The organism is Pseudoalteromonas sp. M58 (assembly GCF_042604605.1).
Classification (GTDB): Bacteria; Pseudomonadota; Gammaproteobacteria; order Enterobacterales; family Alteromonadaceae; genus Pseudoalteromonas; species Pseudoalteromonas tetraodonis.
In genome coordinates, this window is the sequence record NZ_CP152390.1 from 1,349,489 (window position 1) to 1,365,342 (window position 15,854).

General features: G+C 42.3%; 16 protein-coding genes. 14 read left to right on the forward strand and 2 right to left on the reverse strand.

What is annotated here, in order from left to right:
- Positions 1–361 precede the first annotated feature (361 nt).
- Entirely contained in the window at positions 362–3,523 is a 3,162-nt protein-coding gene (gene rne / locus AAGD16_RS06250) for a ribonuclease E (RefSeq protein WP_377114327.1), read from the reverse strand.
- A 770-nt stretch (positions 3,524–4,293) separates the two neighbouring features.
- Here rne and rluC point away from each other — a divergent pair.
- Both rluC and AAGD16_RS06260 read left to right on the forward strand, forming a co-directional pair.
- Positions 4,294–5,253, forward strand: a complete 960-nt coding sequence (gene rluC, locus AAGD16_RS06255; RefSeq protein WP_036982979.1) for a 23S rRNA pseudouridine(955/2504/2580) synthase RluC — start codon at positions 4,294–4,296, stop codon at positions 5,251–5,253.
- A gap of 11 nt (positions 5,254–5,264) precedes the next feature.
- Positions 5,265–5,909, forward strand: a complete 645-nt coding sequence (locus tag AAGD16_RS06260; protein ID WP_377114790.1) for an HAD-IA family hydrolase — start codon at positions 5,265–5,267, stop codon at positions 5,907–5,909.
- On the opposite strand, the gene AAGD16_RS06265 is transcribed toward AAGD16_RS06260, so the two are convergent.
- Positions 5,902–6,498 carry a Maf family protein gene (locus AAGD16_RS06265; RefSeq protein WP_377114330.1) on the reverse strand — a complete coding sequence of 199 codons (597 nt, stop codon included), beginning with the start codon at positions 6,496–6,498 and terminating at the stop codon, positions 5,902–5,904. The genes AAGD16_RS06260 and AAGD16_RS06265 overlap by 8 nt on opposite strands.
- Positions 6,499–6,629: 131 nt before the next feature.
- Here AAGD16_RS06265 and yceD point away from each other — a divergent pair, with 131 nt between their 5' ends.
- The 12 genes from yceD (at position 6,630) to AAGD16_RS06325 (ending at position 15,853) form a co-directional block, all read left to right on the forward strand.
- A complete protein-coding gene (gene yceD / locus AAGD16_RS06270) occupies positions 6,630–7,154 on the forward strand; it encodes a 23S rRNA accumulation protein YceD (RefSeq protein WP_013464694.1) in 525 nt (174 codons plus the stop codon).
- A 9-nt stretch (positions 7,155–7,163) separates the two neighbouring features.
- Positions 7,164–7,334: a 50S ribosomal protein L32 gene (rpmF, locus tag AAGD16_RS06275; RefSeq protein ID WP_008109865.1), complete on the forward strand. Its 171-nt coding sequence runs from the start codon at positions 7,164–7,166 to the stop codon at positions 7,332–7,334.
- 12 nt (positions 7,335–7,346) lie between these two features.
- The gene (gene plsX, locus AAGD16_RS06280; RefSeq protein ID WP_013464695.1) at positions 7,347–8,387 is read left to right on the forward strand and encodes a phosphate acyltransferase PlsX; all 1,041 of its coding nucleotides are present in this window, start codon (positions 7,347–7,349) and stop codon (positions 8,385–8,387) included.
- A gap of 53 nt (positions 8,388–8,440) precedes the next feature.
- Complete coding sequence (fabD, locus tag AAGD16_RS06285; protein WP_033102705.1) at positions 8,441–9,367, forward strand: ACP S-malonyltransferase; 927 nt, start codon at positions 8,441–8,443, stop codon at positions 9,365–9,367.
- Between the two features lie 11 nt (positions 9,368–9,378).
- Positions 9,379–10,125 carry a 3-oxoacyl-ACP reductase FabG gene (gene fabG / locus AAGD16_RS06290; protein ID WP_013464697.1) on the forward strand — a complete coding sequence of 249 codons (747 nt, stop codon included), beginning with the start codon at positions 9,379–9,381 and terminating at the stop codon, positions 10,123–10,125.
- A 250-nt stretch (positions 10,126–10,375) separates the two neighbouring features.
- Positions 10,376–10,612, forward strand: coding sequence for an acyl carrier protein (acpP, locus tag AAGD16_RS06295; RefSeq protein WP_008109873.1), 237 nt, complete (start codon positions 10,376–10,378; stop codon positions 10,610–10,612).
- A gap of 269 nt (positions 10,613–10,881) precedes the next feature.
- Entirely contained in the window at positions 10,882–12,120 is a 1,239-nt protein-coding gene (fabF, locus tag AAGD16_RS06300; protein ID WP_008109876.1) for a beta-ketoacyl-ACP synthase II, read from the forward strand.
- A gap of 68 nt (positions 12,121–12,188) precedes the next feature.
- A complete protein-coding gene (gene pabC / locus AAGD16_RS06305) occupies positions 12,189–12,980 on the forward strand; it encodes an aminodeoxychorismate lyase (RefSeq protein ID WP_377114338.1) in 792 nt (263 codons plus the stop codon).
- Positions 12,980–13,966 (forward strand): endolytic transglycosylase MltG, encoded by a 987-nt coding sequence (gene mltG, locus AAGD16_RS06310; protein ID WP_377114341.1) that lies wholly within the window; start codon positions 12,980–12,982, stop codon positions 13,964–13,966. Before pabC ends, mltG begins: the two co-directional genes overlap by 1 nt.
- A 5-nt stretch (positions 13,967–13,971) precedes the next feature.
- Positions 13,972–14,598 carry a dTMP kinase gene (gene tmk / locus AAGD16_RS06315; protein ID WP_368485526.1) on the forward strand — a complete coding sequence of 209 codons (627 nt, stop codon included), beginning with the start codon at positions 13,972–13,974 and terminating at the stop codon, positions 14,596–14,598.
- Position 14,599: 1 nt separating this feature from the next.
- The gene (locus AAGD16_RS06320; RefSeq protein ID WP_013464701.1) at positions 14,600–15,514 is read left to right on the forward strand and encodes a DNA polymerase III subunit; all 915 of its coding nucleotides are present in this window, start codon (positions 14,600–14,602) and stop codon (positions 15,512–15,514) included.
- 12 nt (positions 15,515–15,526) lie between these two features.
- A complete protein-coding gene (locus AAGD16_RS06325; RefSeq protein ID WP_008109887.1) occupies positions 15,527–15,853 on the forward strand; it encodes a PilZ domain-containing protein in 327 nt (108 codons plus the stop codon).
- Position 15,854 lies beyond the last annotated feature (1 nt).

Sequence of the window (15,854 nt, forward strand, 5' to 3'; positions counted from 1 at the left end):
CAACCCGTTAACTTACGATTGTAACTTTAATCTCTAAAAGCGCAGCGTCTCTTAGCCCTCTTTGTGAATAATTTTCTTAAAGATCTAATTGCACTGAGAGAAGAGAATGAGGAGTAAATGAGAAGATAAAACAGGTATTAGCAGATAACTGGTAGACATAGAGCTTGATCTCGTGTGAAGCGAAGCTTCGAATGTTTTAACCTTTAACCTTTAACCTTCAGTCTTTAACCTTCAGTCTTTACTCCTTACCCGATCCTCGCAGCCCGAACCCCGTTTGCCAGATACATAAATGCCAGGCATTAAAAAACCGCGTTAAAATCAATTAACGCGGCTTTTTTATGCTTTGAGCTAAACTCAGTGCTTATTCAGCACTCAGCGTTTTAGTCATTGCTGAGCTTGCACGACCGGCAGGTTTTACCGAGCCAGGGCGAAGGCCGCTGTCAGGGATTAACTCACGTTTGTCATGTGCCATTGCAACCGATGTATGCTTGGTTTCGCTATCGGCTACAGGCGCAGGCTGTGCCATTGGCGCACTTGCATGTCCTGCTGTAATCACTGTTTTAGCGTTTACATTAGCTGAACTCGTTTGCGAAACTGCCTTAGGTTTATTTTCAACCACAGGTGCTTCTTTCGCTTCTACAGGTGTTTCAGTAGCGCTAACCGGTGCTGTTTCAGCTTCAACAGCAACTTCTTCAGCTGGTACTGATTCTTCAGCTTTTACTGGTTCTTCAGCTTTTACTGGTTCTTCAGCTTTTACTGGTTCTTCAGTTTTCACTGGTTCTTCAGCTTTCACTGGTTCTTCAGCTTTCACTGGTTCTTCAGTTTGCACTGGTTCTTCAGCTTGCACTGGCTCTTCAGTTTTTACTGGTTCTTCAGTTTTTACTGGTTCTTCAGTTTTTACTGGTTCTTCAGTTTTTACTGGTTCTTCAGCTTTTACTGGTTCTTCAGCTTTTACAGGCTCTTCAACTTTCGCTAATTCTTCTTCAACAATGTTTTGTTCAACTGCATCAGAGGCATCAACGGCCGTTTTATGTGCTTTTGCTTTTAGCTCTGCTTCGTATTCAGCAGCGGCTTGATCCGCAACTGGAATGAAAGCAGGCGCTTCATCAGACTTCTCTTGCGTGCCTTCACCTTCAGGACGACGACGACGTTGGCCAGATGCACGAAGATGACGCGGTGAACGACGTGAGCGAGTACGTGTTTGCTCTTGCTCTTCATCTTGTGTTGCCACGTTATCGTTTGCATCAACAACAGCCTCAGCTTGTTCTTTAGCAGGTGCAGGTGCTTTTTCATCAGATACCGGCGCTTGCTTTTCAACAACAGGAGCTTGCTCTTTCACTTGTGGCTTGTCTTCTTTAACCACTGGTTGCTCAACAGCTTGCTCAGTTGTTTGAACTTGCTCTGTGCTTTCGTCTTTTACGCGAACTTTTTTACGTAAATTACGACGTTGACGACGTACCTTTGGCTTTTGCTCTTTTGGCTCAGCATTCTTATCAGATTTAACTGCAGTATCCGTATTTTGAGTTGCCTCTGCTTTTACTTGCGTTTTATCTTCAGTTTTATGCTCAGGACGTTTACGCGTATTTGAATTACGACGGCGCTTATTGCGATTCTCATTCTTTTCTTGCGTATCATTTACAGGCGCCGACTCATTTTTAGCTTCAGCGTCTGCAGTACGTTCGTTACGCGGTTTATTACGAGGGTTATTATTACGACGACGTTGGTTGTTATTACGACGACGATTATCATTACCACGGTTATTACTAGGGCGATCTTGCGATTGCTTTTCAGTCTGTTTTTCTGATTTTTGCTCAGTATCAGACCCAAATAACGACTTAATCCATTTACCTAATGCGGCAAATAAACCAATTTCAGCTTTTGCTTCTACTACCGGCGCAGCTTTTGCTGCCGCTTGTGGAGCAGGCGTTGAAGGCATAACGACGCCTTTAAGCTTCGGCTCTTCACGAACAGGTGCCGCTGGCGATTTAGACATTTCAAATGCTTCAGGCTCAGGCGCAACAACTTGCTCGTAGCTTACAGTTTCAAGTGTTTCATCTTTACGTAAACGCATTACTTCGTAGTGAGGTGTTTCCATGTGTTGATTAGGAATAATCACTACATCACATTTATGATGCTTTTCAATACGGTGAACGCTACGACGTTGCTCATTCAATAAATAAGCGGCAACAGCAACAGGCACTTGAGCATTAACTTGAGCGGTGTTGTCTTTAATCGCTTCTTCTTCAATTAAACGAAGAATAGACAATGCGATTGATTCGTTAGAACGAATAGTACCTTGACCACTACAACGTGGACAAACACCTTGGCTTGCTTCACCTAGTGAAGGGCGAAGGCGTTGGCGCGACATTTCAAGTAAGCCAAAGCGAGAAATTTTACCAATTTGTACGCGCGCACGATCTGGGCGAGCAGCATCTTTTAAGCGGTTTTCTACTTCACGTTGATGACGTGGAGGTGTCATATCAATAAAGTCGATAACAATTAAGCCACCTAAATCACGTAAACGAAGTTGACGTGCAATTTCATCTGCCGCTTCTAGGTTGGTGTTAAGCGCTGTTTCTTCAATATCGCCGCCTTTTGTTGCTTTAGACGAGTTGATATCGATAGAGGTAAGTGCTTCAGTAGGGTCAATTACAATAGAACCACCTGAAGGTAAGCGCACTTCACGTTGAAACGCAGACTCAATTTGGCTTTCAATTTGGTAATGTGTAAATAACGGTGTATCACCTTGATAAAGCTTAACGCGACTCATGAAATCAGGACGAAAACGCTCTATGTGCGCTTTAGCTTCTTCAAAAACACGAGGCTTATCAATTAAAATTTCGCCAATGTCACGACGTAAATAATCGCGAATTGCACGGAAAATCACGTTGCTTTCTTGGTGAATTAAAAATGGTGCTTTTGCACTGTCTGCCGCTTGTTGAATGGCTTCCCAGTGGACTAATAATGCTTTTAAATCGTAGTTTAGTTCTTCAAACGACTTACCAACACCTGCGGTACGTACAATTAAGCCCATACCTTTTGGAAGTTCTAAGCGGCTTAGCGACTCTTTAAGTTCAGTTCGCTCATCACCTTCGATACGGCGAGAAATACCGCCAGCGCGAGGGTTGTTAGGCATAAGCACTAAATAACTACCTGCCACGCTGATAAAGGTAGTCAGTGCTGCCCCTTTTTGGCCGCGCTCTTCTTTATCAACTTGTACAATAACTTCTTGACCTTCTTTGATCACGTCGCGAATATTCGGACGACCATGAAAGGTGTAACCTTGCGGGAAGTAAGTACGGGCAATTTCTTTTAAAGGAAGGAAACCATGACGATCAGCACCGTAATCAACAAATGCTGCTTCTAAAGATGGTTCAATACGTGTGATTTTACCTTTGTAAATATTGGCTTTTTTCTGTTCGTGACCTGGGCTTTCTATATCTAAATCATATAGGCGCTGGCCGTCAACCAGTGCTACGCGCATTTCTTCTTGCTGCGTTGCATTGATTAGCATACGTTTCATAATGTTACTCTACTAGTTTGTGTCGCTGACATGACGATGTTTTCTCGCCTGTTCAGGTGTTCCTATTTTTAGAATGTGCAGCCTCACGACTGGGTCTTTAACGGAACGGCTCTGTATTTAGTAAGCAGTATTTTAAATGCCGGCAAACAATAGGGTGTAATCACGCTATTAAATTCTAAGGGGATACAAACGTGTCGGCTGTTTAGCTCAATACTCGTTTTATCCAGAAGTTGGCCTGTCATAACAATCTTATTAAATGCATTCATATTAGGTGCGTAGGGCTCTTTAGCTTCAAACCATAGTTTCGTTTTTAAAACTACCGTTATCGTTTTTATGAGCAAAAATCGCTACCGATGTTAATGAACGCTTATTTATTAGATTTTTTTAGTTCTAAATAAGCTGCTGTACGGTACTACAATATTTGAGCGAATTCTGAACGGCGTTTTTTTACGCCGCCACTATCAGACAAATTATCTGTTCATTGCTTTTATTATCACTTTAAAAATCAATTCATGTTCAAACTTAAGCAGCAATATATTACGCGCATTGCCGTTAGTTGTGCGCACGTGTTAACTGGGTATGTATAAAAGCTTTGGAAAACTTAACTCGGATCTGTATGATCGGTTACCCAGAATGTGCATCACGAATGTTTTAATGTGTTAAAAAGCACCGTTGTTATTTGCAAATACTAAATATTTGCGCTGCTGATTATCCCACTATTATAACTGTGTTAGCAACTAAATTATTTTACTTAAATCAGTGATTAGGCAATGTCAGAAAAAACCGGCTTACAAGTAACTTTTGTCACTATCAACGAAGACCACCTAGGTCAGCGTATTGATAACTTTCTTATTACCCATTTAAAAGGGGTGCCTAAAAGCGCAGTTTACAAAATTCTTCGTAAAGGTGAGGTGCGTGTAAACAAAAAACGCATTAAACCTGTGTATAAATTGCAGCTAGACGACGTTATTCGTATACCACCAATCAGAGTGTCAGAGCGTGAAGAGTTTGTCCCTTCAAAACTCGATAAAGTAACGCGCCTTGAAGACGATATTCTATTTGAAGACAAATACCTGATGGTTATTAACAAGCCATCGGGTATGGCTGTGCATGGCGGCAGTGGCCTAAGCTATGGCCTTATTGAAGCATTACGTGTTTTACGCCCAGAAGAGCGCAGCCTTGAGCTTGTGCATCGTTTAGATCGTGATACATCAGGTTGTTTACTCATTGCTAAGCGCCGCTCTGTGCTGACTGCCTTGCATGAGCAATTGCGTGAAAAAACCATGGAAAAAAATTATTGGGCACTTGTTGAGGGTCAATGGGACTCTAAAACAAAAAATGTGACTGAAGGCTTGCGCAAAAACACCCTAAAATCGGGTGAGCGCGTAGTACGTGTTGATAACACTGAGGGCAAACCGTCGCATACCCGCTTTAAAGTGCTTGAGCGTTTTAACGATTGCTCATTAGTACAAGCATCCCCTGTAACCGGTCGTACTCACCAAATTCGTGTGCATACTCAGTGTCAAGGTCATGCTATTGCCTGTGATGACAAATATGGCGATCAAGGGTTTGACGAGTCAATGCGTAAACGTGGTTTAAACCGCTTATTTTTACACGCCCATGATTTAAGTTTTTACCACCCTAAAAACGAAACCACTATGCGAGTAGAAGCACCGCTTGATAAAGCACTATCAAGTTGTTTAGTTAAACTTAGAGCAGCAAAAGCGTGATCTCACCCAGCATGAAAAACTACAAGCTGGTGATTTTTGATTGGGACGGCACCATTATGGATTCAATTAGCAAAATAGTTAATTGTATCCGCAAAAGTGCGCAGTTACTCAATATTGAACCGCCGAGCGATACTGCCAGTAAAAATATTATTGGCTTGTCGCTTGAAAACGCAATAGCGAGCTTGTTTCCTGATTACAGTGAGCATCACGAAGCGCTTATTGCAGGTTATAAACAGCAGTATGCGCTTGATACCACCCCAACACCGGTATTTGAGCACGTTGAACAGGTGCTCTCTGGGTTAAAAAATCAAGGCGTAATATTGGCGGTTGCCACAGGTAAAAGTCGGGTAGGGTTGGAGCGTTTATTGGATGAGAGCCAGCTGCGTCATTTTTTTAGTGCTACGCGTACCAGCGACGACGCCAAATCAAAGCCAGCTCCTGATATGCTCTATCAACTACTTGAAGAGCTGGCTATAAGCGCCGACGAAGCATTGATGATAGGCGACACGCAAATCGACATGGCAATGGCAAAAGCTGCAGGTATGGATAGACTAGGGGTAACCATGGGCGTGCACAACGCTGCGCAATTAAACGAGTTTACGCCTATTGCAACAGCTGACAACTATCAGCAGTTGCAACAACTTTTACTTAGTTAGTTTGAGCGCTTAATACATCTAAGCCAAACTCAGCCAATAATTGGCTGAGTTTAATGAGTGGTAAACCAATTAAACTATTTGGATCGTCTCCGTTTAGTTTTTCAAATAAGCAAATACCCAAGCCTTCACTTTTAAAACTTCCTGCACAATTATAAGGTTGCTCTGCATCACAATAAGCACTTATTTGCGCCGTTGTTAACGTTTTAAAAGTGACATTAAAGGGCTCAACAAGGGTTTTGCTTTGCTTAGTGTCTATATCGTACACACACAAGCCAGTTAAAAAAGTGACCGTTTGCCCACTAAATAAGCTGAGTTGTTTCATGGCGTTTTCTTTATTGTGTGGTTTACCTAATACTTGGTCATTAAATACAGCAACCTGATCGGAGCCAATCGCCAAGCCTTGGTCAAAATGCTCGACCGCAGCTGCGGCTTTTAGTTCGCTTAAACGCTTAACAAGATCGTTAGGTGTTTCGTTGCTGTGAGGCGTTTCGTCAACATCGGGCGAAAACGTTTCAAAAGGCAGATTAAATTTTTGTAATAAAGACTGCCTAAAAGGCGAGCTTGAGGCTAATATAAGAGAGTGCTTCATGGCATGTTTTCCTAGCGTAAATCAGATTGAGTTAGGATAAATCAGATCCGTGAGTAAAACACGTGAAAAACAACGTAAAATTGGTTTTTTACTTTGACTAACCCACTAACTATCTATATGATGCAGCCCCTATGCAAAAGGTGAAAATTCCCATCACCCTTCATCCGGGCAAAGCAGCGCAACACCGTTTAAAGTATGACGGCATTGTACCGCTTGAGAAACTTCCTCGTTTACGAGGGGTTATCCAGGAAGAAGTAGGTGAAATAGCGGTAAAAATTCATTGCAAAAACGATGAGCAAGGTTTAGTTGTGATTAGTGGCAATTTGTCCACACACGTAACTGTCACTTGTCAACGTTGTAATGGTGATTTAGGGTTGGATTTGGATCAAGACTTTGTGTATTCGCCAGTCGGTTTGGATGCAGAGTCAGATGATCTTCCAGAAAGCTACGACGAAGTAGCACTTGATGAAAATGGTGAAATAGACGTATTTGAGTTAATCGAAGACGAACTTATTTTAGCAGTGCCATTAGTGCCTACCCACAACGAAGCTTCATGCAGTTATACAGCAGAGCCTGCCAGCTTTGGTGTTTTAAAGGCGGAAGATGATAAACCAAATCCATTTGATATTTTGAAACAACTTAAGAAAGATTCTTAGGAGAAGACTATGGCTGTACAAAAAAGCAAAAAGTCTCGTGCAAGACGCGGCATGCGCCGTTCACACGATGCGATCAGTGGTCCAACTTTAACTGTAGACCAAACATCTGGTGAGACTCATCGTCGTCACCATGTGACTGCAGATGGTTACTACAAAGGCGTTCAAGTAATTTCTAACTAAGAGATTGCTTATATGCTGACCAATCTAACCATAGCGTTAGATATGATGGGGGGCGATTATGGCCCCCGTTCATCTATCCCCGCAGCCGTTTCCGCGGTAAATGCTAATGCCAACTTAAAACTGATTTTATGTGGCAACGAGCAAGTAATAGCTAAACAATTAGAATCACTCGATTCACTTTCTCATCCCAGATTAATAATTCGCCATTGTAATGACGTTGTCACCAATGCTTGCGAACCCGCTGTTGCTATACGCTCAAAAAAAGATTCCTCAATGCGTGTTGCCCTTGATTTAGTTAAATCGGGTGAAGCGCAAGCCTGTGTTAGCTCTGGCAATACTGGGGCGCTATTTTTTATGGCGCATTACGTATTAAAAATGCTTCCAGGAGTGAAACGTCCCGCACTCATATCGGCTGTACCCACTGAACGAAAAAATCCTGTTTACTTACTCGATTTAGGTGCCAACGTACACTGTGATGCGCAAATGCTGTATCAGTTTGGCATTATGGGTTCGGTAGTGGCAGGACAAGCACTCGGGTGTGATAACCCAAAAGTCAGTTTATTAAATATTGGCGCCGAAGACATCAAAGGTCACGACGAAATTAAGCAAGCCGCGCAGTTAATGCAACAAAGCGAGCTGATTAATTATATTGGCTACAGCGAAGGTAGCGATATTTTTTCTGGCAAAGCCGATGTTATCGTCTGTGAAGGGTTTGTCGGTAACGTTGCACTTAAAACCTGCGAAGGTATTGCCAAACTTATCATGAAAAAGTTCACCCGTGCCCTCGAAAAACACGTTGTTTATAAGTGCATGGCGTTTATGTTGGCGCCAATCATAAAAAAACTCTATAAAAGAGTGAACCCCGACCAGTATAACGGCGCTTCTCTGGTAGGATTGCGCGGTATTGTTGTTAAAAGCCATGGAAATGCCTCAGCTAAAGCATTTCATGCCGCAATCGACGAAGCAGTGAAAGAAGTAGAACGTCAACTTCCGGATAAAATTGCTGCTATCTTCGAAAAAACACATTCTAAAGACACGGTGGCCAATCAGTAAATTGATGTGCCGTGTTATACATTATTTATTTTGTTTAATTAAAAGAGCAAACTATGGCACAAAAAATTGCACTTCTTTTTCCAGGTCAAGGCTCGCAAACTGTGGGTATGTTAAACGAGCTACTTGAAAGCTCAGACATAGTAAAAGCCACATTTGCAGAAGCATCAACCGCACTAGGATACGACCTAGCAGATCTCGTTCTTAACGGTCCAGAAGAAAAACTAAATCAAACTCACCGTACTCAACCTGCTTTATTAACAGCAAGCGTTGCTATTTACCGTCATTGGTTAGCAGCAAATCCAGATGCAGACGTTGTCATGGCAGGTCACAGCCTAGGCGAATACTCAGCACTAGTATGTAGCGATGTGATCAGCCTAAGTGAAGCCGTAAAACTGGTTGAAAACCGTGGTTTATACATGCAAGAAGCCGTCCCTGCGGGTGTGGGTTCTATGGCCGCTATTATTGGTTTAGGTGATGACGAAATTAAAGCGGCATGTGAAGCGTCTGCACAAGGTGAGGTTGTTTCACCGGTTAATTACAACTCGCCAGGCCAAGTGGTTATTGCCGGTCATAAAGATGCAGTAGATAGAGCATCAGTAGCTTGTAAAGAAGCCGGCGCAAAACGTGCGCTACCATTATCGGTCAGCGTACCGTCGCATTGTGAACTTATGAAACCTGCGGCTGAAAAATTAGCCGCCGATTTAGCGGCTTTAATATTTAATTCACCTAAGTGTGATGTAATTAATAATGTTGATGTAAAAGCTGAAGGTTCAGCCGATGCAATTAAAGACGCATTAGTACGTCAGTTATACAGCCCAGTTCGTTGGACTGAAACAGTGCAAGCATTAGTTGCACAAGGCGTAACGCAAAGTTATGAATTTGGCCCTGGTAAAGTATTAACAGGACTTGCAAAACGCATTGATAAAGCGATGGTGTGTGGCTCAGTTAACGACCTTGCATCAATCGATACAGCTAAATAAGAGTATATAATATGAGTAATTTATTTTCTTTAGAGGGCAAAGTTGTCCTGATCACCGGCGCTAGCCGTGGTATTGGTAAAGCGATTGCAAACACCTTAGTGGCACAAGGCGCAAAGGTAGCGGGCACAGCGACAAGCGAGTCAGGTGCGGCTAAAATTAGCGAATACTTAGGTGATAACGGTAAGGGTTATGCGCTTAACGTCACCGATCCTGCGTCAATTGAGGCAACATTAGCGGCAATTAAAGCTGATTTAGGTGATATTGATGTTTTAGTGAATAATGCCGGTATTACGCGCGATAATTTATTAATGCGCATGAAAGAGAGTGAGTGGGACGATATTATCGACACCAACTTAAGCTCTATTTTCCGTTTATCTAAAGCGGTACTTCGCCCAATGATGAAGAAAAAGAACGGCCGTATTATCAATATTGGCTCAGTAGTGGGCACTATGGGTAACGCTGGCCAAGCGAACTACGCGGCCGCTAAAGCGGGTGTTATCGGTTTTTCTAAATCATTAGCGCGTGAAGTTGCTTCTCGTGGTATTACTGTTAACGTGGTTGCACCGGGATTCATCCAAACAGACATGACGGATGATTTGACAGATGAGCAAAAAGCAGCAACGCTTGCAAACGTACCTGCGGGTCGTTTAGGCCAGCCAGATGAGATTGCAGCAGCTGTGTGTTATTTAGCATCTGACGCCGCTGCGTACGTATCAGGTGAAACTTTGCATGTAAATGGTGCGATGTACATGGTTTAGCTTCGCAATGCGAAATAGTTAAACCACAAATTACCAATGAGTTTGCTAAAAAATATTGAATTTTTCGCAAACTTGCTTTAAACATACTTGAAATCGCTGTGAAAATAAGCGATAAAAGATAAAATAAACACTCAAGAGGTTTGACCAGCAAATTATTTATGGTCAAAAGATTGAATCAGAGAATTATCGGACGTAAACTACGCCGCAATCTGAAAATAACGCATTGGCGTTTTTAATAAAGGAAAGAAGAATGAGCGATATCCAAGAACGCGTAAAGAAAATTATCATCGAACAGCTAGGTGTTAAAGAAGAAGAAGTTAAAAACGAAGCTTCATTCGTTGATGACCTAGGTGCAGACTCTCTTGATACTGTTGAATTAGTAATGGCTCTTGAAGAAGAGTTCGACACTGAGATCCCAGATGAAGAAGCTGAAAAGATCACTACAGTACAATCTGCAATCGATTACGTTACAGCTCACGCTGAGTAATTAATCGCAAATTAAGGGCAGCATCCGCTGCCTTTAATCTTTATATCCAAACCACCTCAAAGTACATGATTCAATTCCAAACCCTCACCTATCATCAGCAATTAAGTTGTTATTGCTCAGCGTTGGTTATTGGTTTGAGACTCGCACTTTGAGGTAGCTTGGGTATGATCATCCCCAATACTAATAACATAACTAGCAACAGCGTTAACGCTGAAATAAACTGAGCTAAGTTAATTGGTATAATAATAATTCCTTATTGGAGGCAAACCGTGGCTAAACGTCGTGTCGTCGTAACTGGCTTAGGAATGTTGACGCCGCTAGGCAATGATGTGCAATCAACCTGGCAAGGCTTATTAGATGGTAAAAGTGGTATTCAAAATATTACCCACTTTGATACATCAAAATTTGGTACTCACTTCGCTGGTTTAATCAATGATTTTGATGCATCGGCTTATATGTCGCCAAAAGATGCTAAAAAAATGGATTTATTTATCCAGTATGGCATTGCAGCGGGTGTTCAAGCTTTTCAAGATTCAGGCCTCGAAGTAACAGAGCAAAACGCAACCCGTATTGGTGTAGCGGTAGGTTCAGGCATTGGTGGCTTAACCCTAATCGAAGAAAACCACATTAAATTACTAAACAGCGGTCCACGAAAGTTATCGCCGTTTTATGTACCGTCTACCATTATTAATATGATCTCGGGTCACTTATCAATAATGCACGGTTTGCGTGGTCCTAATATTTCAATTGTAACCGCATGTACCACAGGTCTGCATAATATTGGCCATGCAGCGCGAATGATTGCCTACGGCGATGCCGATGCAATGGTTGCTGGTGGCGCAGAAAAAGCGTGTACGCCAATTGGTATGGGTGGCTTTAATGCCGCACGTGCGCTTTCAACGCGTAACGACGACCCACAAGCAGCGTCTCGTCCGTGGGATAAAGACCGTGATGGCTTTGTGCTTTCTGATGGCGCTGGTGTAGTAGTTGTTGAAGAATACGAACACGCTAAAGCACGTGGCGCTAAAATTTATGCAGAGCTTGTTGGCTTTGGCATGAGTGGCGATGCCTACCACATGACCTCGCCACCAGAAGACGGCGCAGGTGCAGCACTGGCTATGGAAAACGCATTAAACGATGCGCAAGTAAATGCAGAGCAAGTTGGCTACATTAACGCACACGGTACGTCTACTCACGCGGGTGACAAAGCCGAAACCTCAGCGGTTAAAACCATTTTTGGTGATTCAGCGAAAGATGTGATGGTAAGCTCATCTAAATCTATGATGGGTCATTTACTAGGTGCAGCGGGCTCTGTTGAGTCGATAGTGTCTATTTTATCGTTGACCGAGCAAAAAGTAACACCCACGATTAACCTAGACAACCCAGATGAAGGGTGTGATTTAGATTACGTACCGCACACAGCGCGAGACGCCAAACTTGATTACGCGTTGTGTAACTCATTTGGTTTTGGTGGTACTAATGGCTCGTTACTGTTTAAAAAGGTATAATCTTTTTTAACAACGAACGACAATAAGAACCCAGTTGTTTAACTGGGTTTTTTTATGTGTAAAAAAATATGCAAACAATAATAACAGCAAGTGAAACCAGTAGCATAAGTACCCGCGATAGGGGCTTAAACTATGGCGATGGTTTTTTTACAACCGCAATTATTACTCATGGACAGGTTGAGCATTGGGCTTATCATAAAGCGCGTTTAATTGAATGCGCGCAGCGTTTAGGGTTTCCGGCGCTTGAGTTTATCGCACTTGAGTCGCACATTACTCAGCAAATAGCATCACAGGTTCAAGCGGTTCTTAAAATAGTGGTAACACGTGGCGAGGGCGGGCGAGGCTATGCGCCACCAAGCGAATGTAATTTAAACATTATTGTGAGTGTTTTACCTTATCCAGCGCATTATCACAGCTTACGCGAAACAGGAATTAGTTTAGCTATTAGCCCAATTAAACTGGCTTTACAACCGCACTTAGCAGGGCTTAAAACCTTAAATAGGCTTGAGCAAGTATTGATTAAAAATGCCCTACAAGCCGAGCAAAGTGATGATGCACTTGTACTTGACTACAACAGCAATGTAATTGAAACCTCAGCGGCTAATATTTTTGCAATAAAAAATAATAAAGTAATTAGCCCCAGGCTTGATGAGTGCGGCATTAAAGGTGTTTTTCTGCAATCTTTATGTGATAAATTAGCAATTGAATTTAAAACTATCAGCGTTGATGAGCTTACCCAAGCAGACGCGGTATTTGTATGTAATAGTTTAATGAAAATTGTGCCTGTAAAAAGCATAGGCGAGCACTGTTTTGATATTGCTCACAGTCAGTCATTACTAACAGTAGCCAAGGAGGCTTAATGTTAAAAGTTATAATATCAGTATTATTACTGGCTTTTTTTAGCTCAGTGATTGGCTACCAGCAACTACAGGCAACCATTCAAACGCCATTACAGATAGCCAATAACACCCAATTTGAAGTTAAAAAAGGCACCGGCTTTAATAAGTTGTGCCGTCAATGGCAGCAACAACAGTGGGTAGAAGACTGTTGGCGTTTTCAAATATTAGCCAAGCTCGACCCAACCTTGACCGATTTAAAAGCAGGCTTGTACGAGCTAAGCGCAGATAGCGTGCTTAATAACATCAAAAAAATAAATCAAGGTCAGCAAATTAGCTTTAGCTTTACCATTATTGAAGGCCAAGCACTTAGAGATGTTTTAAATACTCTGAGTACTTCTACACACTTACAAAACGATTTAAAACTTGAGCAACTTGGCGAGCAAATAATCGGTAAGCAAACCCATCTAGAAGGTTGGTTATTCCCCGATACCTATCATTACCATAGCAATGATACTGCCAGCAGTTTACTAAAACGTGCTGCGCAAAAAATGCAGCAAACGTTGGCTGATGCTTGGCAGCAACGGGCAAGTGATTTACCTTACGATACCGCCTATGAAGCACTGATCATGGCCTCTATTATCGAAAAAGAAACCGCGCTTGCCAGCGAGCGTCCGTTAATTGCATCGGCGTTTATAAATAGATTAAATACCAATATGCGCTTACAAACCGATCCAACCGTAATATATGGGCTAGGCGAAGATTTTGACGGTGATATTAAACGTAAAGACTTGAGAAATTACACACCGTATAATACTTATCGTATTAACGGATTACCGCCCACGCCAATTGCCATGCCATCCAAAGAAGCGATTTTAGCCGCGGTAAACCCGCCTAAAAGCGAGTATGTTTACTTTGTAGCAAAAGGCGATGGCAGCCATCAGTTTTCAACCACATTAAAGCAACATAATGCGGCGGTTAACCGGTATATTTTAAATAAAAAGAATTAGTGTTTATGAAACCAAAATTTATAGTTATAGAAGGCCTAGAGGGCGCGGGTAAATCAACCGCTATTGCCCTGTGCCAAAACTTTTTAAACCATCATCATATTGATTTTATTAATGTGCGTGAACCCGGTGGCACACCACTGGCTGAATCGTTGCGTACCTTAGTAAAAGCAGAGCATCAAGAAGAAATCGCCTTTGAAACTGAGCTACTTATTATGTACGCAGCTCGCTCACAGCTAATGCACAATGTAATAAACCCAGCACTGGAACAAGGGCAATGGGTATTGGCTGATCGTCACGATTTATCGTCACAGGCGTATCAAGGCGGTGGACGCGGAATTAGTGCAAACACGTTAGCGTCGTTATCCTCTATGGTGTTAAAAGGATTAAAACCCGATTTAACCATTTACCTTGATATTGATCCTGTTATTGGTCTTGAACGGGCAAAAGGGCGTGGTGAACTCGATAGAATTGAACAAGAAGCCATTGAGTTTTTTCAGCGCACCCGTATGCGTTACATAGAACTGGCAAACGATGATGAAAGCATTAAAACCGTTGATGCTAACCAAAGTATTGATAAAGTACACCGTGATATTACCAATGTACTGCGCACATTTTTTTCAGGATTAAAATAATATGGCATTGCCATGGCTTAACGATGTAGAACAACGTTTAGCTCAAAGCTATAAAGCGCAGCGCTTTCATCACGCGCAGCTATTTTGCGGGCCTATTGGGGTAGGCAAGTTTGAGCTAAGCGATCAATTAGCTAACAGTTTGTTATGTCACAATACACAATCGCAGTTGAGTGCACCTAATAGCGTGTTAACGCCGTGTGGGCAGTGTAAAAGCTGCTCGTTAAATCTAGCTGGGACGCACCCAGATAAACGCGTTACCCAAGTAGAAGGGCAAAGCATAGGTGTAGACGACATACGCGGCATAAGCGATTTTATGCACCAGTCGGCGGCGCAAAATGGCAACAAAGTGGCGATTATTGAAAACTGCGAAAAAATGACCACGGCGGCAGCAAATGCATTATTAAAAACCTTAGAAGAGCCAAGTAACAGCCGGTTTTTAATTCTCACAACCAGCCAAGTGGCACAATTACCAGCGACTATTTTAAGCCGCTGTGCTAAAACTGAGGTCAAAGTAACCAATAGCCAGCTAGCACAGCAGTGGCTAAGTTCTTTAGATGTGCCTAACTACCCATGGTTATCATTGTTTTACAGTCAACCCCTGCAAGTAAAGCAGTGGCAACAGCAAAATCAGCTAGAAAGCATTGATACACTCTATAAATTTGCAACTGAGTTTAAACAAAGCCATAATTTCAATGCGTTAGTCGATATAATAAATAAACAGCCTGAGCTTGTTCGTATTTTTACCTTATTTTTAAGTGAGCAGCTAAAACAGCAGCTTTTAAACGGCATGAGTTTTGAAGCCTACCAAGTTGCACAGCAAGCCTTGAATGATTTTTTACAAAATAACATACAAATTCTTGGGCTAAACTTACCGCTTGCGGTATCACGACTAGCGTATACATTACGCAACCAATAAAAAGGATTAGATATGCAAGAGCTATTAGTTGATATAGATGACCTTGACGAACTATATCGCTGCTACATGCCTTTTTTAAAAAAAGGGGGGCTATTTGTACGCACCAATATGCGTTATGAGCCTGGGTATTCACTCGCTTTACGAGTAACCTTACCTGATGCCTTAGAAGACGATGTGGTCACCGGCAAAGTTACGTGGATCACTCCGCAAGGTGCACAAAGCTCAAACCCTCCGGGGATCGGCATTAGCTTTTTAGATGATAAAACAAACCTAAACGCGAAGATCGAAAAACTGCTGGGGACTATGTTAAACTCCGGCAATCCAACTTATACCATGTAGT